Genomic DNA, 18793 nt, shown 5'->3' with positions numbered 1-18793 from the left:
CACAGGTTCAAATCCTGTCCCCGCAACCAAATTTATACAATATGTCAGCAGCTTACGCCCCGCCTCAAAGCGGGGCTTTCGCATGTCCGCAATCCACATCAACGCCACATCAACGTTCGACGAGGCCCCCGACAGCGGGGAGCCTTGATCGTGGCCAGGGGCCCTCACAGCACCATCTCGTAATGCGTGCTGCGGCCTCCACCTTCCCCCTTCCGCAGCAGACCGAGGTCGATCAGTGCAGCGATGTCCCGGTTCGCCGTGTCCTGCGAACACTTGGCAATCGTGGCCCACTTCGACGATGTCATCTTGCCCTCGAAGCCGTCGAGCAGACGGTTGAGTACCTTGATCTGGCGTTCGTTCAGCGCCAGCGCCCCGGCCCGTTCCCAGAACTGCGCCTTGGCGATCACGGCCGCCAAGACGCCATCCGCTCCATGGATTGCGCGGCCGAGGCAATCGAGGAACCACAGGATCCATGGAGTGACGTCCGTGCCGCCCTTCTGGGTCCGTTCCAGCTGATCGTAATAGGCGTTCCGTTCCAGCCTGATCTGCGCCGACATGCTGTAGAACCGCTGTGGGCTGCGCTCCGACCGAGCGAGGGCCAGATCGGCGATGGCGCGGGCGAGGCGGCCATTCCCATCCTCGAACGGGTGGATGGTCACGAACCACAAATGCGCCAGCGCAGCCTTGATCACTGGATCGGTTGTCAGGGGCGCGTTGAACCAGGCGAGAAAGGTGTCCATCTCGGCCGCGACCTCAGTGGCCGGTGGTGCCGCGAAATGCACGCGTTCCCGGCCATACGGCCCTGACACCACCTGCATCGGGCCCATGCTGTCGTCGCGCCAGTTCCCGACCCTGATGCGCGTCATGCCGCTGCGCCCCGTTGGGAACAGGGCGGCGTGCCAGGCAAACAGGCGCTCGGTGGTCAGGAGGGCTTCATAGTTCCGGGTCGCGTCCAGCATCACCTCGACGATCCCTTCGACGTTGCGGTCTGTCGGGGGCAGGGCGCCGATGTCAATCCCGAGGCGCCGGGCAAGCGAGGAACGGACCTGCGAGGCATCCAGCTGCTCCCCCTCGATCTCGCTCGTCTTGACGACATCCTGAGTCAGGGTCTGCAGCACGGCCTCTTCGCGCAGCTTGAAGCCCAGCGCCTCCATGCGGCCGATCAGACGGCCTTGGTCATGGCGCACCGCCGCCAGCGGGGCTGCGATGGTCGCGTCCTGCCAGGTCAGCTTTGGCCAGTCCGGCTGCTCCCAGATGTACACTACAATCTCCGCACTATGCGCGTCGATTATGCGGGGCATTCTCCGCAAGCGCAAGGAAGAACGCCGCAGAAAATGCGGAGTAAAGAGGGCCTATTCTCCGCAGGAGCCGAGATTCAGCCATGTGCCAGTCTACGGATCCAAGTCAGGCGGTTGGGCCGGCCTGCTCCGAAAGGCCCCAGACGGCTCTGGAAAGCGTCACAAGGGAACGCTGCCGTTCATGCAGGGATGCCTCGTTCCAAGAGGCGTAAGGCACGATGGAAGCGGCAGCCTTGTCGATGCGGGTATTTGCGCCCACCTTTGGCCGTTCGCTCAACGCCCGCGTCAACAGCAGCTTGGACTGCTGATACACTGGCCGCTTCTTGCTGTAGGGCCGATTGCCGAGAGAGGTGTTGATAGATTTCTCGACGAGGACGAGGTTGCCCAATCTCTGTACAACCTCCGGGTCGCTGATCGGTCCGAACTCTGCGGCAGCTTCGGCACTCGGGATCTGCGGGAAGATATGTTCGACCTCATACCCGCCGCTGACATAATTGGTGAGCCACCTCGTGCCCTCGGTTTCGCCATAGGCCAACAAGTCAACCTGCTGGGTCAGCTTGGCGAGGACGTACTGGAAGCGGTAGAGCTGCAGGCTGCGGAGCGCGAGACGCCCCACCGCGTCATCGAATCGGTTCGAAAGGTCCGCTTTCGCCTTGTCGAACCGAGCCACGATAAAGGCGTCCAGTTCTTCCTCGCTCTTGATGGCCCGAAGCTCCGTCGCCCATTTCGCAAAGTTGCGCTCGAAGTCACGCGTCGGCTCACGCGTGATGACGTAACAGAAGAAGAGGTTCTCGACCTCGGCCGCCAGCCGGTCGAACAGTGCTGGACCAAGATGGCGCCCCGCCAGCAGCAGGATCAGATGCTGCCGCGCTGCCTGGCCCCCGAGTAGCCGAATGTTGTCGAGGAACCGGTTGCGATCACCCTTCTCGTTCTTGCCTTCACGGAAGCACTCGTAGGCCCGAGCCGCCGCGACGAGCTCCTTGGCGAAGCCGATGGGATCGCGACCGTAACCGACCAGTCCGTCGTTCTTCGAGAACCAGCCATAGATCTCGTCTTCGCGCAGAAGTTCGACGTCGTAGCGGCTAAAGATGAAGTAGCGCAGAAAGCGCAGGGGTTTTTCGCCCATGCGGAAGATCGTGTCCTGCAACTCTTTCCAAGTGTCCTTGAGCCGGTCGAACTCGCCCTTGGGCGTCTTCATGAACAGGAGGTTCTTCAGCAGGTCCATCGAGTTCAGGCCGACACCGCGGTCGTTGATCGTCTCGAATATCTTCAACGCTTTCGCCACGTCCTCGGTTTGGATGCGGATCAATTTCACCTTGTTGGTGAGATAGCCGTAGAACTTGCGAACCGCTGCGACGTCCTGGCCGAATTCCGAGATGAGGAACCGGGTAACAACATGATGGGCGTTCTGCATATTTCGCATCGACTGGGTCCAAGCCTGGTCGATGGCGTTTCCATCGGCAAGGCGTGTCAGCGCGTCGCCACTGTCTTCGTACTGCAGGTCCAGCCGGTATCGCCGACGTTCTTCGCCCGAAACGTCTACCGCCGCATCGGCAATCTGGGCGTTCAACACGGACGAAGGTGGCGCACCAAGTTCTGCCAGCCGGTCGCGGAGCGCGCAAAGTGTGATGTAGAGGGTCGTCATGCGCTGCTGGCCGTCGATTAGGTCGAGCACGCCGTCTCGGCCCGGGCAGACAACGATGCTACCGATGAAGTATTCCGGTGCATCCTGAGCGGCACCATCGCCCATCTCTTCGCGAACGTCTTTCAGAAGCTGTTCGACCTGGTCCGTATCCCAGACATACTCGCGCTGATAGTCAGGGACGGCGTAGAAGGACTGAAAGAGGCTGGCGACCGAGCAGTCTTCGCTCTGAATTCTTTGAATAACCATGCAGCCTCTCCCTCATGATCGTACAGATGACACCTCGCAAAATCGGGGGAACTCTTCTAGGCCCAAGTTGCCGTGCTGGTGCCGAAATCGGGAAACCGGTCTTCCCGCAGCGCGCTGCGGCGCAAGGGTCGCCCGCCAGATGGACGGTGGCGGCGTTCAATCGAAGTGCACAATTGTGCCTATCGCCAGACGCGACAGACGCCGCCCCGCCGTGTCATCATCCCCCTGCAGCGAATCCCTGCCGCTCGTTGACAGCGTGAATCCATGAACCGGGCCGGGCGCTGCGCCGCGGTCGAGGCGTCTGGCGCTTCCCGCAGTGCTGCTGCCGGGCCCGGTTTCTACCTGCACACCCGCGCCTGGTCGCGCAGGACGGCGTAGTCGCTGAACATGCGGATGATCACGCTCCCGTCCGGAAGGGCCTCGACCCCGTCGGCCGCGCGTGCCTGATCGGCGGCGGTGTAGTCGACGACGGGCGGGCAGGGCGCGATCCTCTCAGAACCGGCCATCCCGCAGCCGGTCAGCCAAAGCATCGCGATCAGCAGGGCGCCGGACGGCAGCAGCGAGCATTTGGCGGTGGACGGCATCGTTTCTCTCTCTGGCGTCGAGGCGTTCGGCGACGCGCCCAGCGCGTTCGCCCGCACGGCGGAGGTTCAGCAACAACAGCAGGATCGCTGCGGCGGTAAGGATGAGGCCCGGCGCCTTGAGCACCCGGCCATGGGTGAGGAGCCAGCCGATCACCGCTGGCCCCGTTTCCAGTCATCGAGCCGCGCGTGGATGGTGACGGCGATGCCGATCAGCGCCACGGCGATGAAAACCCACCGCAGGGTGTCGAGGTAAGGCACCAGCGGGACGATGGCGGATTGGGTTTCGACCAGGACCTCTTGCGCGACCTCAACACCGGCGGCACCGGCGGTGGCCAGCCCGGCCGCCCCGCCACCTTTCAGAGTGCGGCTGTCGGCCAGAATTTCGCGGGTGGGCGGCACCTCTGGCGCGAAGGGCACGGGGCGCGCCGGGAACGGCTCGCCCCAGCTGCGGGCAGGGCCGAGGTCGATGTGCATGAAGCCCGAGCGGGGATAGGTGCCGAAGCCGAGGAAGCCAACGGCGCGCGCCGCTGCTTCGAAAGCCACCGGATCGTGGTTTGCCATCGCGATGTCGAAGGCCGTGCCCTGCATGTGCTTTGAGGCCGGGGCCCCGCCGACTGCGCGGTTGTGGCTGGGACTACGATAACCCGAGCGCACGATCAGCGGCTTGCCGAGGCGATTGCGCAAGGACTGCAGCCTGTCCATCGCCTCGGAATTGATCCTGATCGCGCCGGTGCCGCGGCAGGCGATCTCGGCGGGCGAGAAGCTGGGCCAGCGCCAGGCGGTTTCGGGCACGTCGCGGAAACGGGCATAAGTCGTGGTCGGCATGTCATTCTCCAGAAATGCAAAACCCCGCTTCTCGGCGGGGGTGGATGGCAGGTTTGACGGTGTGGGAAGTCGGTCAGTCGGTGCGGCCACGCTGGAAGGCTCCGAACATCAGGTCGCGCATGGCGCGGATGTCGGTCTCGATCCGTTCCAGCCTGTCAGCGTCGGCCTTGCGATCCTCGGCGCGCAGCTTGTCGATCCGCTCGCGCTCGAGACTGAGTTCGCGGTCGAGGCGCTCCAGCATCGCCTCATTGGTGAACGCTTTGCGCGTGACGGAGGCGGCGATGGCCAAGCTGCCGCCGATCAGCGCTGTGACGGCGGCGGTCAGACCGTGGTCGCGAAATGACTGCGCAGCGCCCTCGAGAAGGGTGGGTTCGTCGGTCATGTCGGAGGCTCTCAATAGTCGGTTTCGACGTAGAGGCCGGAGCAGTCGTAGGCGACGGCGCCGGCGGTGGCGCCGGTGTTGAGATAGAGGCGAGGCGACAGGAACTGGGTGCTGGCGGGCAGATCGACGGTGATCTCCTGCTCGAAGACCGCGCCTGAGACCTCGTCGACCACCCGAACCCAGACCGAGGATCCGTTGGGCGGGGCAGCGATGAAGACGGTCAGCACGCCGCCGGTGGCAATGGCGAAGGATGCGCCCATGTCGGTCAAGGGCGGCGCACCGGTGCCATCGTTGCGGACAACCTGCCAGTTCGCATGGGTACCACGCTGGAAGCCGATGCCGATGCAGTTGACAACAGCGGCCAGCGTCAGCGTCGTCGCAACCGCCGCTGTGGATCCGTAGAGGCCGAAAAACCCCATGCCGGTTGCCTGCAACGCCGTCAGTGAAAACCGGGTGGCGAAAGTCCAGCCGCCCAAGCCCGCTCCATTGCCACGCCAGCAGGCCCAACCTGCCGATCGCTGGTCAGCGGCGGCATCGACGGTGGCGGCAGAAGTAAGTCGCCAGCGGCGCATGGATGTCGCGAGGTTTGTGGCGGCCAGGCCGGGCGTCGAGACGGTGCCGACTGAGGTGATCGGCAGGCCCTCGGTGTTGATTGTGATGCCGGTCGAGGGCGACCAGTTGGCGATGCGGTTTACCCCGAAATGCGGCTGCAGCGGGAAATCCCGACCCGAGGGTCGCATGACGTCGATCCACGGCGCCCCGGCGCGGCTGCGGGCATAAACGGCCGCCTTCCCCGCTGGCGGCGGTGACGGCGCCGCGCTCAGGCCCGGCAGGATGGTGGGCTGCGGCAACTCCACGTGGCCACTACTGCGGTCGATCTTGATCGCCTCGATGAAGCTGCTGCCATCCGGGCTGACCTTCACGCTGAAATCGTCACTGCCCAGCAGCCCGAACAGTGCCCGGGCCGAGAAGCCGGTCTTGAAGGCGAAGGCCGCATCATGTGCCGGCGCGGCCTTGTTCACCGTCGCCTCGATCCCGGCGCCGTCATTGTTGAGCAGCACCGCGGGCGTGTTGACGGACAGGCGGTTGTAGCTGTCGGCGGTGGCGCCGCCGAGGCCGAGAACCCGCGCCTTGAGATCCTGCGGCACGCCGACCGGCTCCCAGACGCTGCCGTTCCAGACCACGAAGACCTGCTCCTCCGCGATCCAGGCCAGCCAGCCGGGGCGCGGCACCAGCCGCATCCAAGCGCCGTCGACGCGGAAGGCGACGTTCAGATCCCAGCCGGCCCAGAGGCCGGTCGCGCCGGAGGCAACGATATGGCGGTCGCCGTCGACGGGGCTGGCGGGCGGCGCCGTCAGATCCCGGTCGAGCACCGACAGCTGGACCATGGCGTCGAGCAGCCGCAGCGCCTCGTTATGGGTGACATGCTTCTGGGCCTGCGATGCCAGAATGTAGGGCAGCTGGAGATGGGTGGTGAGGTCGGACATGGGGGCCTTCAGAAGCTGAGGGTGACAAAGCGTGCGGCCCCACGCCCGATCCGAGCGGAGATCTGGCAGATGCGGATGTCGAGGCTGTCGCCGGGACCGAGCAGCGCACCCCGGTCGGCGATCTGCTGGGCGGCGGTGTAGAGGACGCTGGTCGTCGCCGTGGTCAGCCGGCGTTTCACGGTCGCGCCGTCGAAGATTTCCACCTCATAGGCCTCGATGTCCTCGGCGAGCGGCACGTCGCCCGGGCCCCAGCTGTCGCCGGCGAGCGAGCGCGAGCGGCGCATCCAGCGGATGATCAGATCGCCGGGGCTTCGGGCCGTGCGCCACGGCTGTTCGACATGGACGACGGAGAAGGGTCGTAGCCCGGCGCCTTCGGGCGTGAAGGTGGTCGCGACGAAGCTGTCGTCGCTGACCGGCCGCGAAGCAGGGCCGATCCGCCAGTTCCACGGCAGACCGAGGTCCGCTTCGCCGAGGGGCAGGGATGTCAGGGCCCGATCGAGAACCACGACCCGCGCGCCGGTCGGGGCCACACTGACGATGGCGCCCTCCGTGCCGCGCTGGCCGCGCAGCAGCTTGGTCAGACGATAGCGGCCGGGAGCGATCAGCTCCGCCGATCCGGCCTGAACGATCTCCCATTGACCGGCCGCGGTCTCCACCGCCAAGGCATTGGCGCCACCGAACAGGGCGATGTCGGTGACGCTCTCCAGTGTGCCCGAGAACAGATCGATCACGAGCGTGTTGCCGAGATCAAAGCGCGACACCGGCCCGGCGTGGAAATCCGCGGCCAGCACACCCATGCTGGCGCGGGTGCCAAGGGTTGTCAGCAGCTCAAAGCCATCCGCGGCGGCGCTGCGATAGACCGCCAGTTCACCGGGCCACGGCTTTGCATGAGCGGCGATCAGGGGACGGTGGGCCGGATGATCTTCGCGCAGCTGCGGCAGGTCCAGGATGACGATCTCGGGGGGACCGAAAACGACGGGCGTCGAGAGCGACGCGGGGCGCGGCTCGCCCGAGGGCAGATCGTAGACCAAACGGTCCTGCCGCACGGCCTCGATGCCACGCACGTCCGAGTCGGCGACCGAGACCAGCCGCATCTCGGCCAAGCGGCCATCATGATCGAGGAGGATCACGTCGGCGGGGTCCAGCGCCAGCCGCGAGGGCGGCAGGCGGAAGACGGCGGTTTCCCGGCCCACCCACGCCTCCATCAGCGCGCGGCGGCAGCGGCGCTCTGCTTCCTCCGGTGGCACCGCCATCGGAAAAGCTTCCGCGGCGATCCGGGTCGTGTCGACCGTGATGCGCCGCGCTTCGACCTGCGCCGCGTCATAATCCTCGTCGGCCCGCGCAACCTGCCATTTCAGGGCCTGCGGCAGTTCGGTCTCCTGGCCACGGGTCAGCTCCATCACCTCGCCCTGTGCGGACGCAGAGGCGACCATGCTGTCCGGCGTGATGGTGGCGCTGGCGATCGAACCGCGCATCACGAAGCGGATGCGACCCTCGCTTTCCACAGCATCGAAGCCGAACTGACGGGCCAGAGTGGTGATGGACGCGCGCGGGCTTTCGAGCGCACCGATGACATAGCCCTCGACGGCGCCCCAGAGCCCGGAGACGTCAATCTGCTCTTCCGGCATACCGGCGCGCAGGCAGAGGTGCCGCACGAGCGCGGCCAGCGACACGGTGCCGAGCCGCCCGGTCAGCCATTGGCCGAGCCGCCAGTTCGGTCCATCGGTCCAGACATCCGTCAGGCCGGGAAAGAACGGATAGGGCCGGGCGTCCCAGGTCCAGGCGGCGCATTCGGGCACGTGCACCATCGGGCCGCCGTAGAGCGACGAGACCGGGTTGTTCGCCTGCTTACCCCACCAGAGATACGTCGCCTCCAAATACGCCCGCTGGATCGCATCGTCCCGCCAGCCGCGCGAGAAATGCGGGGTGAAGCTCTCCGACGACTTCGGGTCGAAGAAGACGTTCGGCTGATTGGTGCCGCGGTCGATGGCCGGGCAGCCGAGCTCGGTGAACCAGATCGGCTTCGACTGCGGCACCCATGCGGTGGGCATCCCGCTCTCAATACCGCCCAGCCTGTTGAAATGCGGGTTCGACCACCAGGCGCGCAGATCCTTGAAGCGGAACACCCACGGTTTGCCGGCGGCACCGTCCGTGATCGGCGTACGGACCTGTGCGGTGTGGTCGGCCGCGGAAGCATAGAACCAGTCGAAGCCTTCGCCGCCGGCGATGTTCGCCTGCAGATAGGCGCGGTCGTAGATCGCGGGCCAGCCCTCGGCCGCTTCGGCATGTGTGAGGCCATCCCGCCAGTCCGATAGCGGCATGTAGTTGTCGATGCCGATGAAATCGATGTTCGGGTCGGCCCAGAGCGGATCGAGGTGGAAGAACACGTCGCCGCTGCCGTCCTGCAGATGGTGCCCGAAATACTCCGACCAGTCGGCGGCATAGCCGAGCTTCGTGGTCGGCCCGAGAATCGTCCGGACATCCGCGGCCAGGTCGCGGTAGGCTTGCACGGCGGGATTAGTGCTGGCGCTGCTGCGGATCGTGGTCAGGCCGGGCATCTCCGACCCGATCAGGAAGGCGTCGACGCCTCCGGCGACTTTGCAGAGATGCGCGTAATGCAGGATCATCCGGCGAAGGCCCCAGTTGCCGGGCGCACCTAGCCAGCTGACACTCTCGCCCGAGACGCTGAAGCTGGCAGGCGTCGCGCTGCCGAACAGCGCGGAAACCTGCGCGGCGGCTGTTCCGGTCTTGTCGACCGATCCTTCGTGACCGGCGGCCGGCGAACAGGTGATGCGGCCGCGCCACGGGAAAGTCGGCTGACCAGTCGCCGCAGCATTGTCGGAATACGGGTTCGGCAGCGTGTTGCCCGGCGGCACGTCCATCAGCAGGAACGGATAGAAGGTCACCCGCAGCCCGCGGGCCTTCATCTCCCGGATCGCCTGCACCACCGCGAAGTCGGCCGGGGTGCCGCCATAGACGGGCCGGTCCTCGGCATCACGGCTGACGAGGAAGGCATCGGCACGCGTAACGCCGTTCACCGACCAGGCCGATGGCGTCGTGGTCTTCGCAGCAACCTCGACCCCGGGCCGCACCTTGCAGCTTCCGGCCCGCAGATCATCCCCGAACCACGCGACCACCAGGCTGACGCTTTCCACCGCCGGTGCCATCGCCTGCAGCCTGTCCAGCGCCACGACGATGTCGGCGGTGTCTGTCATCGCGTTCAGGTTCTCGGCCGAGGTGGCGCCGCCCGGGGCCGTCGATTTCTTCACCGGTGCGGTCGCATAGCTGAACTCGCCCGAGGCGGGGATCAGCGTCACCGCTTTCACCAGTCCCTCCGCGGTGTCGGGATCCGCGAGCGGCCGGAACACCTCGAAGCTGATCTGCGGCAGCCGGTTGCCGTAAGGGCCGAGATCGAGTTCCTCGAGGACCACATAGGCGGTGCCGCGATAGCCGGGGGTGCTCCCTGCACCCATCTTCGCCGCAATGAACGGGTCCGGGCTCTGCGCTTCGTCGCCCGGATACCAGCGCCAGGTGACGCCGGTCCTATCCATGACCTTGCCGTCGGCCCAGACCCGACCGATGCCGGTGATCGGACCCTCGCATAGCGCCACCGCGAATGAAGCGTAGTAGCGGTACTCGGTGGTCCTGACCTTCGGCCCGGCGCCTTTGCCGCCGCCCTGACGGGTCGTGCTGGTTTCCTCGCGGAAATCGGTGGCCCAGATGATGTTGCCGCCAATCCGCATGCGGCCGTAGAGTCGGGAAATCACCGTGCCCTCGGTCGAGGAGGTGATGCGCAGGCTGTCGAGCCGCGCGCCCTCGATGCGCTGCGCCGGTGCCAGCGACGAGACGATCCAGCTGTCGACGGCGGAGCCGATGGTCGAGCCAATGAAGCCGCCGATGGTCGCCGCGCTGACGCCGAGGATCGTGCCGCCGATGCTGGCGCCGATCGCGGAGCCGGCGGCCGCGAGAACCAAGGTAGCCATGTGGGATCTTTCAGATGCTGTTGGAGCGCGGGAACAGGAAGGCGAAGGCGATGCGCCGCCGCCAGACCGGGGTGAGCGGCTCCTCGATCACGCCGAGCAGCTCGTATGAATGGATGAAGCTGTCGGGCCCGGTGACGATCCCGACATGCTTGGCGATGGCACGGGGCGCCATGCGGAAGAGAAGCAGGGCGCCCGGACCGGCCTCGGAAGGTGCGATCTCCGGCATCATCCGGCGCGCCCCCTCGGCCAGCACTTCACGCGGGCCGGCCTTGCCCCAGTCGCGGCTGTAGGGCGGAATGGGGAACGGCTCCGGGCCGACGACCTCGCGCCAGATGCCGCGGGCCAGCCCGAGGCAGTCGCAGCCGACGCCGCGGAGACTGGCCTGATCGTGATACGGCGTACCGAGCCACGACCGCGCGACGGCGATGACGTCGTCTGGATCAGCTGCGATCACAACACGCCCCCTTCATGGCCGCCGTCCTGGCTGGCATAGCGGAGGATGGCGTCCTGACCCGGAATATGCGGGAAGCCGCGGAAGCTGGTGGTGTTGGCGAACCTAGCGCCGCAGGTCTCAATGCGCTTGTCGCAACCCGCGCGAATGGTGAAGACGTCACCCTCGGCAATGGGCCGCACCGGTGCTTCCAGCAGCGTCAGCAGCGCGATGCCGTCCCGGACGTCGTGACCCAGCACCTCGGTGCGCCGTCCCGCGTTGGCGCCGCGCGTCCATTCTAGCGTGCCGAAGGTGAACCAGCCGGGGATGAAGCCGCCGAGCCCCGAGGCGGTGAAGGCCCGGTCGCGCAGGAGATCGATGACGGCGCCGGTGCCCTTGAAGGCGGGATTTTCGAGATCGACACCGCAGCGGGCATCGCCCAGCGCCGAGTCACACCCCGCCTGAAACGTCCGCCCGACGGTCTGGCCGAGCACATGCGCCAGCGACCGCACCTCGGCCACGAAGGCCATCCGGCCGCGCCGGATCTGGCCGACTGCGCTGCGGCGCATCAGCACCCGCTGGCTCGGGTCGGACCAGTTCACCCGCCAGAGCTCCACGCCGGCATTGTCCCAGTACCCGTCGAGAATGTCGGTCTCGGTGATCCGGTCCGAGGTCAGCACTCCGGCGGCATCCTGCGCATCGACGGCGAGATCGGAGCCGGAGCGGAATTCCGAGGCGGCAAATCCGCTTTCCGGCTCGAAGCTGGTGCTGGCGAAGGCCAGCGCCCGATCATGATCGGTGAAGCCCAGCGTGATGCCGTCTGCCCGGGTGATCCGCCAGCACCAGGCGAGGGTCGTCGTGCCGTCGTCGAGATGGGCCTGCAGCGCAGGGGAGAGGGATTTCATCGCCGAATCTCCAGCAGCGGAATGGATGTGATGGAGCCGAGCCGCTCGAGGTCGAGGGTGACGTCGAGCGCATCGGTGTCGAAGCGCACCGGCACGTCGAACTCGAAGCCTGCTGTAATGGCGACGCCAGCCCCGGGTGCGGCGGCAAAGGTGACGACGCCGGTCGTGGTGTCGGCCGACCAGCCGGGGGTTTGTTCGACACCGCCGAGTGCGATGCGCACGGTGCCGGCGACCGGCTTGGTGATCGCCCGCGACCAGGACTGTCCGCCCGAGGTATAGCGCTTGACCAGATGGAAGGCCGTCGTCGCGCCGTCGCCGGTGCCGATGACCTGGTCGGTCGGCTGCGGCGGCTGTGACGGAAGGCAGGATTTGTAATCCGCCCAGTCCTTGAAGCGGAAGCCGTGCAGGCGACCGTTACGGGCCTCGAAGAAGGCGACGACCGCCGCCAGATCGTCGGCGCGGCGGATGCCGTAGGCGACGTCATAGCGGCGGCGCGAGTTGGCCCAGCTGGCGTTGCGCTCCTCGTCGCCGGAGGCCAGCTCAACGATCTGGGTGCGCCGTTCCGGGCCGCCGCGCGCGCCGCGGCTGATGGTGTCCGGAAACCGGACCTCGTGAAACGCCATGGCTGTTCCTCACATTCCTCTGCGCCCGAGCGACACGGCCCGGGCGATGTCCGCTGCGACCTGCGTCCGGGACTGACGAAAGCTCTCGGCATCGCGGGCGTTGATGGTGACGTTGACAGTGGGCACGGCCGCGGACTTGCCATACCCTGCAGCTTCGCGCCGCGAGAGCACCCGCTCGCCGCGCTGCAGGATCGCCGGCACCTCGTCGGGACGCAGTCCGGCCCAGCCGCCGTTGTGCATGCGCGGGGCGCCCGCGAAGGCCAGCGCCGGGACCATCCGGCCGGGCGACGGCTCGCCGACGAGGCCGCCGGCGTGCAGGATGTTCGCGGACACGCCGCCCAGCGCGCCGGAGAGCGCGTTGGCGATCGGCCCCAGGATGAAGCGGCGTGCGGCCAGCTTTGCCAGATCGGCGATCATCGAGGTGACCAGATCGCGGAAATCGAGCTTGCCCGACTTCACGAAGTCACCCATGGCGGTTTCGGCCGAGGTGAACGCCCCGACGAGTGCCTGACCGATGTCGCCCCCGATATCGCGCGCCTTCGCGGCATAGTCGGCGAGCGCCGCGGTGACCGCGCGCCAACCGGTGAGGGCGGGCTCGGCACTATCAGCCGCCGCAGTCCCGGCGGCCCGCGCCGCACCCCCGGCGCCATCCGCGGCTGCCGCGGTGTCATTCAGACCGGCTGTCAGCGCGCCCGCCGACGACGCTGCATCCCCGAGGGCCGTTTCTGCCTCGGTTCCTGTCCGGGTCACCGCGTCCTTCAGCGCCTGCCAGCTGGCGAGCGGGCGACCTGCCGCGTCGGAGAGCATGCCCGCAGCCTCGCGATAGGCGTCCGCGCGGGCCCGGGCGTCATCGGCCATGGTGCCGAGGCCGAGGTCGGGCGGCTCCAGATACGTTCTGGCCAGCGCGGCCGAGAAGGCATCTGCTGCCGCAGTACCTGCGGCCGTTGCTGCACCCTCGAACGGGTTCCCGATCCGGCCGAGCGTCAGCGGATCCAGCGTGCCGATCTGCACGCCGCCGTCACCGACGGCCCAGTCGGGCAGAAGCGCCAGCGCGCCGTTCAGCGCGGTGATGAAGAGATTGATGCGGCTGACGACGCCGTTCAGCATCGCTTCGACCCCGCTGATCAGCCCGTTCGCGGCCTGGAAGGCGAAGTCGCCGATGGCACCGGGAAGCCGGCCCCAGATCGCAACGGCCGCGTCATAGGCGCCGTGGAACACCGCCGCGGTGCGGTCGCCGAATCCGACCACGCCAGCGATGGTTCCCTCGAGGGCCGAAAGCCCCGCCGCCTTCAGACCCTCCCAGCTTGCGGCCGTTCTCGCCAGAGCGGCGTCGAGCGACAGGCCCATGCGCGACCAGACTTCCCTGGCCAGATCACCGAGCAGGCGGAAGGCTTCGCCGACGCCGCCCACCCGTTCGACGAAGCGGGAGAACTGATAGACCAGCTCGCCCGCGCCGACGATCAGCGCCCCGATCCCGGTGCGGATCAGGGCGCCCCGTAGGACAACCAACGCTGTGGCGAGGCCGCGGACAGAGAGTGCCGCCGCAGCCATCCCGGCCACCCAGCGCCCGGCCATGAAGGTGGCGAAGGACACGGCATAGGAGGCCAGTCGGCCGAGATTGCCGATCAGCGCATCGATGGCCGTCCGCAGGATCCCGCCATCGGAGGCCAGCGCCACGAAGGCCGAGGCCAGCGCCTCGACTGCCGGCGCCACCGCGACGGCGATGCGGTTGCCCAACCCGTCGAAGACCAGCGACATCGTGCCCAGCGCCACCTGCGTGCGCCGCAGCGCCTCCAGCGCATCGCCATCCAGCACCGCACCGAGCTCGGCGGCCTGGTCACCCAGCCGGGCCATCTCCGCCCCGCCGTTCCTGAGAAGCGGCAGCAGACGGGTGGCATCCGACGCCATCGCCTCCAGATAGAAGGTCATCTCCTGCTGGTTCAGCCCGGCGCGTTCCAGCGTCTCGACATAAAGCTGCAGCGCCTCAGGCCCGGACAGCCGGGCGAACTGGTCGGCGGTGACGCCGACCCGCGGCGCCACATTCTCGAAGAAATCGGCCATCGGCCCGCCGCCGGTCTGCAGGAAATCGCCGACCCGGTCGTTCACGTCCTTCAGGATGTCGGCGAGCTTCTCCTGCTCGATCCCGACGGTGCGGGCGCCGGCCGACCAGCGCTGCAGCGCCTCGGGCGTGGTGTTGGCCACCTGCGCGAACTGCCGGATCTGGGCGGCACTTTCCGCGGTGGAGCGGACGATCAGTCCGAGCGAGGCGGTGGCTGCAGCGGCAGCAGCCGAAAGTGCCAATCCAGTCCGACGTGCGAAACCGGCCAGCCGGGTGTTCGCCAGTCCCATCTCGCGCGACAGGCGGCCGAACCCTTTTGCCCCGGCGTCACCGACACCCTCCAGCTCGGCGCGCACCCGCCGACCGCCCTCCGCGACGAGGCGGACGGATACACGCTTTTCGGCCATGGCGATTGTTCCTTGGTTCGTGCGTCATTGACTTATGCACCACTGACGCACATATGAGCGGCATGGCCATCGTGACCGTCGTCGAGACACCGGAATTCCAGCGGCGGTCGCGCAGCCTCATGTCCGAGGCCGAGCGGCTCGAGCTGATCGATTTCGTGGCCCGAAACCCGATGACCGGTGTGTCCATTGGCGGTGGCGTCAGGAAGTTCCGGTTTGCCCGCGAGGGTGGCGGCAAGAGCGGTGGTTACCGGGTGATCCATTTCTTCAGCCCGGAGGACGACACGCCGATCTTCCTGATCACGGTCTTTGCGAAGAACGAGAAGGCGAACCTGACACCGGCCGAGACGGAAGCGGTGAAGCAACTGGGCGCGGCTCTGGCCGCAACTTACAGGAGGTCGGAATGAGCGACGCATTCACGAGCATCGAGAAGGGCCTGAAGGAAGCGCTGGCGCATGCCCGCGGCGAAGGGCCCGGCACGGTGCACGAGATCGAACTGCCCGAGCCGGATGTGCAGGCGATCCGTTCGCGCACGGGGCTCTCCCAATCCGAATTCGCCCGCAGCATCGGGGTGAAGAAGGGCACACTCCTGAACTGGGAGCAGCGGCGGCGCAGCCCAGAAGGACCCGCGCGGGTGCTTCTGGCGCTGATCGACAAGGACCCGCAGATCGTCCAGCGCACGCTGGTGCGCTGAACCGGTCAGGCCCGGCCATGTTCGGGCTTCCTTGCCTTCGCCCAGCGGGCGTCTTGCGTTAACAACATCGATCCAGTGAGCGTATGACCATGGCCGAGACCGCCACCCTGTCCTCGAAGTTCCAGATCTCGATCCCCAAGGCGATCCGCACGGCCCAGCACTGGGAAGCCGGGCTCACCTTCGCCTTCTTCCCCAAAGGCACTGGCGTGCTTCTGGTGCCGGTGCCGAAGCGGGAGAAACTGAAGGGGCTCGCACGCGGCGCCTCCGCCTCGGACTATCGGGATCGGTCGGACCGGTTCTGATGGTCCTCGTGGACACGTCGGCGTGGATCGAGTGGCTCGCCGACCGGAGAGGTCTGTCAGGTCGTGCCGCTCGACACCGAGATCGCGCTGGCGGCGGCAGAGGCCAGCCGCGAACGCAAGCTCGCCACCGCCGACGCCGTCATGTTCGCTACGGCGCGGCTGCGCGGGGCGATGCTCCTGACCTGCGACAGGCATTTCGACGGCCTGCCGGGCGTCACCCTGATCGAGAAGCTCAAGAGCTGATGCCGCGGTGGTCGGTTTCGGCCAACCGCTCGTTCAGCCTGCGCACCATCACAGCCTCGATCTCGGGCAGCAATTCGGCGACGATCAGGACGTTGACGCCCAGCGCTTGCGCCATGGCGAGCGCCGCCCCCATGTCCCAGCCGACGACGGCGCCCGGAACGACTCGCAGCTGGCCGCCGAGCCGTTGTGCCAGATCCCAGACCTGCCAGCCCTCGACGGTCCGGGGCTGATTCAGCCTTTTGGGGCACTCGAGGCAGGGGCCTGCGCAGGCTCCGCAGTAGCTGTCGCCCCCGCCGTAGGACCAGTCGGCGAGGGCGCGGACACGTTTTTTTCGGCATCAAGCATCAACCCGCGGGCGACATACTGGCTCTGGAACGCCTCGAAGACCGGCCAGACCTCCAGCAGGGCGTCGATACCGTCAGGTGAGAGGGGCAGCGGTTCGCCGTGTTCGTCGCCGACACCCTCCCACTCGAGGATGGCGAGCCGCGCCACAGCCTTGGCCATGGCCAGCGCCATCTCCTCGGTTCTGGCGGTGTCGGGCAGGGCGGCCAGCGCGGGATCGGCCCGCGCGGCGACCATCAGCGCGGTGGTCAGCGGCGCCACCTTCAGCCGCAGGCCGGGAAGGAGCGTCAGCCACTCGGGGCTGTTCGAGAGGTTCAGGCGGATCATGGTCAGTAACTCGCGATGCTGTTGACGAGGACAGCGGTGCACATGCGGGCGGGGCTGGTGGCCTTCGCCGCCTGCCAGTCGAAGCTCGCCTGGATGCCCTGCGGCCCGGCGATCTCCACGCGCGGAACCGGCAGGTAGACGGCATGGGCCGTGAAGGTGAAACTCGCGTTCGCCCCGAGGCTGTACGCAAATTCCAGCTCGCAGGGCGTGCCGTCGATGGCCTGCGTGACTAGGGCATCGTCGGCGAAGCGCACCTCGATCCGGCCGGTCAGCGAAGCCATGCCCGGATCGGCGCCCTCAATCTTGCCGTCGTTGCGGATGGTCTCGATCCGGTCGAGGCCGTTGGCATAGGTGATCTCGGCCGAGACGACATTGCCGAGCGCGGTGCCGTTGCGCTTCACGGTTCCGTTGAAATGCCCGAATCGCTGCAGGCCCAGCGCCGTCGGCGTGCCAGCCGCTGAGGCAATGGCGATGGCCTCCCCTTGGGCGATAAGCCGCGCCGTCGCGGTCAGCAGCCCCGACCGGCTCATCTGCCACGACAGCTGGTCCAGCACGCAGCCCGCATACATGGCGAAGCGCGGCACCTCGGGCATGGCGACCTCGATCGCCATCGAAGGCAGGGTCCAGCTGCCCGACTGGAAGCTGTGGGTCTTGGGGGTGGTCCCGGTGGTCGCCGGCGCCCCGAACGCCGCCTTCAGCCAGTACCCCAAGGCTTCCACGTCGATCGGCACGACCACCTCGCCATCGGCCGTCACCGCATCTTTGATCGGCGCCAGCGGATCGCGGCCGTAGCCCAGCAGTTCCGAGTTCAGCAGTGGCTGTTCCGCGCCCAGCGTCGTCCGGGCGAAGGGCATCAGCCGGTAGCCGCTGGCAGGCGGAGTGCCGTAAACCGTCTCGAACGCAAGCGCCATCTGCGCCCGCGCGCCTTGCGCACGTGCCATGGGGAATTCCTCACTGTGGGGTATCAGGCCAGCGGGCCGGTTGTGGTGTAGTGCAGGACGACGGCGATCACCGCTGCCTTCAGCGCCGCCGCGCCCTCGACCGGCAGATCGACCGAGGCCGGGGCGTCGGGCTCGATCCAGTCGCAGAGCCCGCCCAGCGTTCGGTCAGCCTCCAGCGCCGTGCCAATGGACGCGATCAGGTCGTCAAGGGCGCTGGCGCGGCCGGTGCCCGCCTGGACGACGGCCTCGAGCTCGGCCCGGTGCTGGTAGTGGTAGCGCAGCGGCGACAGAGTCACCTCCGGCTCGCCGGGGTGGCCATCGCGCAGGATGATCAGTCCCGTCGCCGGGATCCGCTCGGGCAGCACCTCATCGCGCAATACGAGGGCGGCAAGGGGCTGCAGCTGCACATGCAGTGCAGCGAGGATGGTTTCGCGGGTGGTGGGCATCTGCTGTCCTATGGTGCGGAGGGAAGCAAAGAGCCCTAAGCAGACGTTCTCTCATCCGCATGAGCTTGTTTCCTCGCGCGGCGCCTCACGGCCTGCCGTAGAGCGGTAGCCCAGTCCGCATTGTCCGACGCCTGCGCCAGAAGCTGCGCGCCGATCATGGCAGCGAACAGGATCTGTGCCTCTTCCGGTATCTCAGGATGTTCGCTGGTGCCGGTCTGGCTCAAGAAGCCCGACAGAAGAACTTCCACCCCCTTGCTGTAAGCCTCTCGCGCCGGATTCACGAGGTCGGTGCCGGACACATGCGGGGCAAAAGCCAGCATGGGGCAGGTCTGGTGCGCGGGCCGCTCGCGAAAGTAGTGTTCCACAATCACCGCAGCGTCGGGACGTTCGCCGACCAGCTTCTGCCAGACCCGCGCCACCTGCTCGAAGGAGAGGGCGCAAGCTTCGCGCACCAGCGCCTCCTTGGACGCGAAATGCTTGTAGAAGCCGCCGACGGTCATGCCCGCAGCAGCCATGATGTCGGCGACCGACACCGCTTCGACCCCGCGCTCGCGGAAAAGGCGGCTGGCCTCTGCCACAATCCGTGCGCGGTTCTGCTGCGCCTGTTCGGCCGAGGATCGCCCCATC

General features: G+C 67.3%; 20 protein-coding genes. 4 read left to right on the top strand and 16 right to left on the bottom strand.

The annotated features are described in order from the left end of the window. Nucleotides 1-164: 164 nt before the first annotated feature. The 11 genes from H5395_RS13545 to H5395_RS13495 form a co-directional block, all read right to left on the bottom strand. Nucleotides 165-1262, bottom strand: a complete 1098-nt coding sequence (locus H5395_RS13545; RefSeq protein WP_182793107.1) for a Fic family protein — start codon at nucleotides 1260-1262, stop codon at nucleotides 165-167. Between the two features lie 142 nt (nucleotides 1263-1404). Next, nucleotides 1405-3189, bottom strand: a complete 1785-nt coding sequence (locus H5395_RS13540) for a DUF262 domain-containing protein (protein WP_182793106.1) — start codon at nucleotides 3187-3189, stop codon at nucleotides 1405-1407. A 338-nt stretch (nucleotides 3190-3527) separates the two neighbouring features. Continuing rightward, on the bottom strand, nucleotides 3528-3773 hold the full coding sequence (locus tag H5395_RS13535) for a hypothetical protein (protein WP_182793105.1): 246 nt from the start codon (nucleotides 3771-3773) through the stop codon (nucleotides 3528-3530). Between the two features lie 150 nt (nucleotides 3774-3923). Then, complete coding sequence (locus H5395_RS13530; protein WP_182793104.1) at nucleotides 3924-4598, bottom strand: D-Ala-D-Ala carboxypeptidase family metallohydrolase; 675 nt, start codon at nucleotides 4596-4598, stop codon at nucleotides 3924-3926. Nucleotides 4599-4671: 73 nt separating this feature from the next. Further along, on the bottom strand, nucleotides 4672-4980 hold the full coding sequence (locus tag H5395_RS13525; RefSeq protein ID WP_182793103.1) for a hypothetical protein: 309 nt from the start codon (nucleotides 4978-4980) through the stop codon (nucleotides 4672-4674). 11 nt (nucleotides 4981-4991) lie between these two features. Next, nucleotides 4992-6467, bottom strand: a complete 1476-nt coding sequence (locus H5395_RS13520; protein WP_182793102.1) for a DUF2793 domain-containing protein — start codon at nucleotides 6465-6467, stop codon at nucleotides 4992-4994. Nucleotides 6468-6475: 8 nt separating this feature from the next. Beyond that, a complete protein-coding gene (locus tag H5395_RS13515; protein WP_182793101.1) occupies nucleotides 6476-10450 on the bottom strand; it encodes a glycoside hydrolase TIM-barrel-like domain-containing protein in 3975 nt (1324 codons plus the stop codon). Nucleotides 10451-10460: 10 nt separating this feature from the next. Continuing rightward, the gene (locus H5395_RS13510; protein ID WP_182793100.1) at nucleotides 10461-10904 is read right to left on the bottom strand and encodes an NlpC/P60 family protein; all 444 of its coding nucleotides are present in this window, start codon (nucleotides 10902-10904) and stop codon (nucleotides 10461-10463) included. Continuing rightward, a complete protein-coding gene (locus H5395_RS13505; protein WP_182793099.1) occupies nucleotides 10901-11785 on the bottom strand; it encodes a DUF2163 domain-containing protein in 885 nt (294 codons plus the stop codon). The genes H5395_RS13510 and H5395_RS13505 overlap by 4 nt, the downstream gene beginning before the upstream one ends. Beyond that, nucleotides 11782-12408, bottom strand: coding sequence for a DUF2460 domain-containing protein (locus H5395_RS13500; RefSeq protein ID WP_182793098.1), 627 nt, complete (start codon nucleotides 12406-12408; stop codon nucleotides 11782-11784). The genes H5395_RS13505 and H5395_RS13500 overlap by 4 nt, the downstream gene beginning before the upstream one ends. Nucleotides 12409-12417: 9 nt before the next feature. Next, a complete protein-coding gene (locus tag H5395_RS13495) occupies nucleotides 12418-14874 on the bottom strand; it encodes a phage tail tape measure C-terminal domain-containing protein (RefSeq protein WP_182793097.1) in 2457 nt (818 codons plus the stop codon). A gap of 62 nt (nucleotides 14875-14936) precedes the next feature. Here H5395_RS13495 and H5395_RS13490 point away from each other — a divergent pair, with 62 nt between their 5' ends. The 4 genes from H5395_RS13490 to H5395_RS18995 all read left to right on the top strand — a co-directional run bounded on the left by H5395_RS13490 (nucleotide 14937) and on the right by H5395_RS18995 (nucleotide 16110). Continuing rightward, nucleotides 14937-15278, top strand: a complete 342-nt coding sequence (locus H5395_RS13490; protein ID WP_255440668.1) for a type II toxin-antitoxin system RelE/ParE family toxin — start codon at nucleotides 14937-14939, stop codon at nucleotides 15276-15278. Then, on the top strand, nucleotides 15275-15565 hold the full coding sequence (locus tag H5395_RS13485; RefSeq protein WP_182793095.1) for a DNA-binding transcriptional regulator: 291 nt from the start codon (nucleotides 15275-15277) through the stop codon (nucleotides 15563-15565). Before H5395_RS13490 ends, H5395_RS13485 begins: the two co-directional genes overlap by 4 nt. 89 nt (nucleotides 15566-15654) lie before the next feature. Continuing rightward, nucleotides 15655-15867 (top strand): AbrB/MazE/SpoVT family DNA-binding domain-containing protein, encoded by a 213-nt coding sequence (locus H5395_RS13480; protein ID WP_182793094.1) that lies wholly within the window; start codon nucleotides 15655-15657, stop codon nucleotides 15865-15867. A 63-nt stretch (nucleotides 15868-15930) separates the two neighbouring features. Next, on the top strand, nucleotides 15931-16110 hold the full coding sequence (locus H5395_RS18995) for a PIN domain-containing protein (protein WP_370576457.1): 180 nt from the start codon (nucleotides 15931-15933) through the stop codon (nucleotides 16108-16110). Here the strand turns inward: H5395_RS18995 and H5395_RS18990 are convergent. The 5 genes from H5395_RS18990 to H5395_RS13450 form a co-directional block, all read right to left on the bottom strand. Continuing rightward, complete coding sequence (locus H5395_RS18990; RefSeq protein ID WP_255440667.1) at nucleotides 16100-16225, bottom strand: hypothetical protein; 126 nt, start codon at nucleotides 16223-16225, stop codon at nucleotides 16100-16102. The two genes, H5395_RS18995 and H5395_RS18990, sit on opposite strands and share 11 nt — an antisense overlap. A 116-nt stretch (nucleotides 16226-16341) precedes the next feature. Further along, nucleotides 16342-16779, bottom strand: a complete 438-nt coding sequence (locus H5395_RS13465; protein ID WP_182793093.1) for a hypothetical protein — start codon at nucleotides 16777-16779, stop codon at nucleotides 16342-16344. Nucleotides 16780-16781: 2 nt separating this feature from the next. Then, nucleotides 16782-17720, bottom strand: coding sequence for a phage tail tube protein (locus H5395_RS13460; RefSeq protein ID WP_182793092.1), 939 nt, complete (start codon nucleotides 17718-17720; stop codon nucleotides 16782-16784). Nucleotides 17721-17743: 23 nt separating this feature from the next. Beyond that, on the bottom strand, nucleotides 17744-18166 hold the full coding sequence (locus tag H5395_RS13455) for an acyl-CoA transferase (RefSeq protein WP_182793091.1): 423 nt from the start codon (nucleotides 18164-18166) through the stop codon (nucleotides 17744-17746). A 35-nt stretch (nucleotides 18167-18201) separates the two neighbouring features. Then, nucleotides 18202-18792 carry a TetR/AcrR family transcriptional regulator gene (locus tag H5395_RS13450; protein WP_182793090.1) on the bottom strand — a complete coding sequence of 197 codons (591 nt, stop codon included), beginning with the start codon at nucleotides 18790-18792 and terminating at the stop codon, nucleotides 18202-18204. Between the last annotated feature and the right edge of the window lies 1 nt (nucleotide 18793).

The sequence above is a fragment of the Paracoccus sp. MC1854 genome (genome assembly GCF_014164635.1).
In the GTDB taxonomy this organism is placed as follows: domain Bacteria; phylum Pseudomonadota; class Alphaproteobacteria; order Rhodobacterales; family Rhodobacteraceae; genus Paracoccus.
Note: the sequence above shows the minus strand (reverse complement) of the source record. Positions and strands in the feature narration are given on the sequence as shown.

What these genes read in the sequence shown, in the direction of transcription:
- H5395_RS13540 (WP_182793106.1), bottom strand. Translation starts at nt 3,189, where the DNA reads ATGGTTATTCAAAGAATTCAGAGCGAAGACTGCTCGGTCGCCAGCCTC.
- H5395_RS13535 (WP_182793105.1), bottom strand. Translation starts at nt 3,773, where the DNA reads ATGCCGTCCACCGCCAAATGCTCGCTGCTGCCGTCCGGCGCCCTGCTG.
- H5395_RS13530 (WP_182793104.1), bottom strand. Translation starts at nt 4,598, where the DNA reads ATGCCGACCACGACTTATGCCCGTTTCCGCGACGTGCCCGAAACCGCC.
- H5395_RS13525 (WP_182793103.1), bottom strand. Translation starts at nt 4,980, where the DNA reads ATGACCGACGAACCCACCCTTCTCGAGGGCGCTGCGCAGTCATTTCGC.
- H5395_RS13520 (WP_182793102.1), bottom strand. Translation starts at nt 6,467, where the DNA reads ATGTCCGACCTCACCACCCATCTCCAGCTGCCCTACATTCTGGCATCG.
- H5395_RS13515 (WP_182793101.1), bottom strand. Translation starts at nt 10,450, where the DNA reads ATGGCTACCTTGGTTCTCGCGGCCGCCGGCTCCGCGATCGGCGCCAGC.
- H5395_RS13505 (WP_182793099.1), bottom strand. Translation starts at nt 11,785, where the DNA reads ATGAAATCCCTCTCCCCTGCGCTGCAGGCCCATCTCGACGACGGCACG.
- H5395_RS13500 (WP_182793098.1), bottom strand. Translation starts at nt 12,408, where the DNA reads ATGGCGTTTCACGAGGTCCGGTTTCCGGACACCATCAGCCGCGGCGCG.
- H5395_RS13495 (WP_182793097.1), bottom strand. Translation starts at nt 14,874, where the DNA reads ATGGCCGAAAAGCGTGTATCCGTCCGCCTCGTCGCGGAGGGCGGTCGG.
- H5395_RS13490 (WP_255440668.1), top strand. Translation starts at nt 14,937, where the DNA reads ATGGCCATCGTGACCGTCGTCGAGACACCGGAATTCCAGCGGCGGTCG.
- H5395_RS13485 (WP_182793095.1), top strand. Translation starts at nt 15,275, where the DNA reads ATGAGCGACGCATTCACGAGCATCGAGAAGGGCCTGAAGGAAGCGCTG.
- H5395_RS13480 (WP_182793094.1), top strand. Translation starts at nt 15,655, where the DNA reads ATGGCCGAGACCGCCACCCTGTCCTCGAAGTTCCAGATCTCGATCCCC.
- H5395_RS18990 (WP_255440667.1), bottom strand. Translation starts at nt 16,225, where the DNA reads ATGGCGCAAGCGCTGGGCGTCAACGTCCTGATCGTCGCCGAATTGCTG.
- H5395_RS13465 (WP_182793093.1), bottom strand. Translation starts at nt 16,779, where the DNA reads ATGATCCGCCTGAACCTCTCGAACAGCCCCGAGTGGCTGACGCTCCTT.
- H5395_RS13460 (WP_182793092.1), bottom strand. Translation starts at nt 17,720, where the DNA reads ATGGCACGTGCGCAAGGCGCGCGGGCGCAGATGGCGCTTGCGTTCGAG.
- H5395_RS13455 (WP_182793091.1), bottom strand. Translation starts at nt 18,166, where the DNA reads ATGCCCACCACCCGCGAAACCATCCTCGCTGCACTGCATGTGCAGCTG.
- H5395_RS13450 (WP_182793090.1), bottom strand. Translation starts at nt 18,792, where the DNA reads ATGGGGCGATCCTCGGCCGAACAGGCGCAGCAGAACCGCGCACGGATT.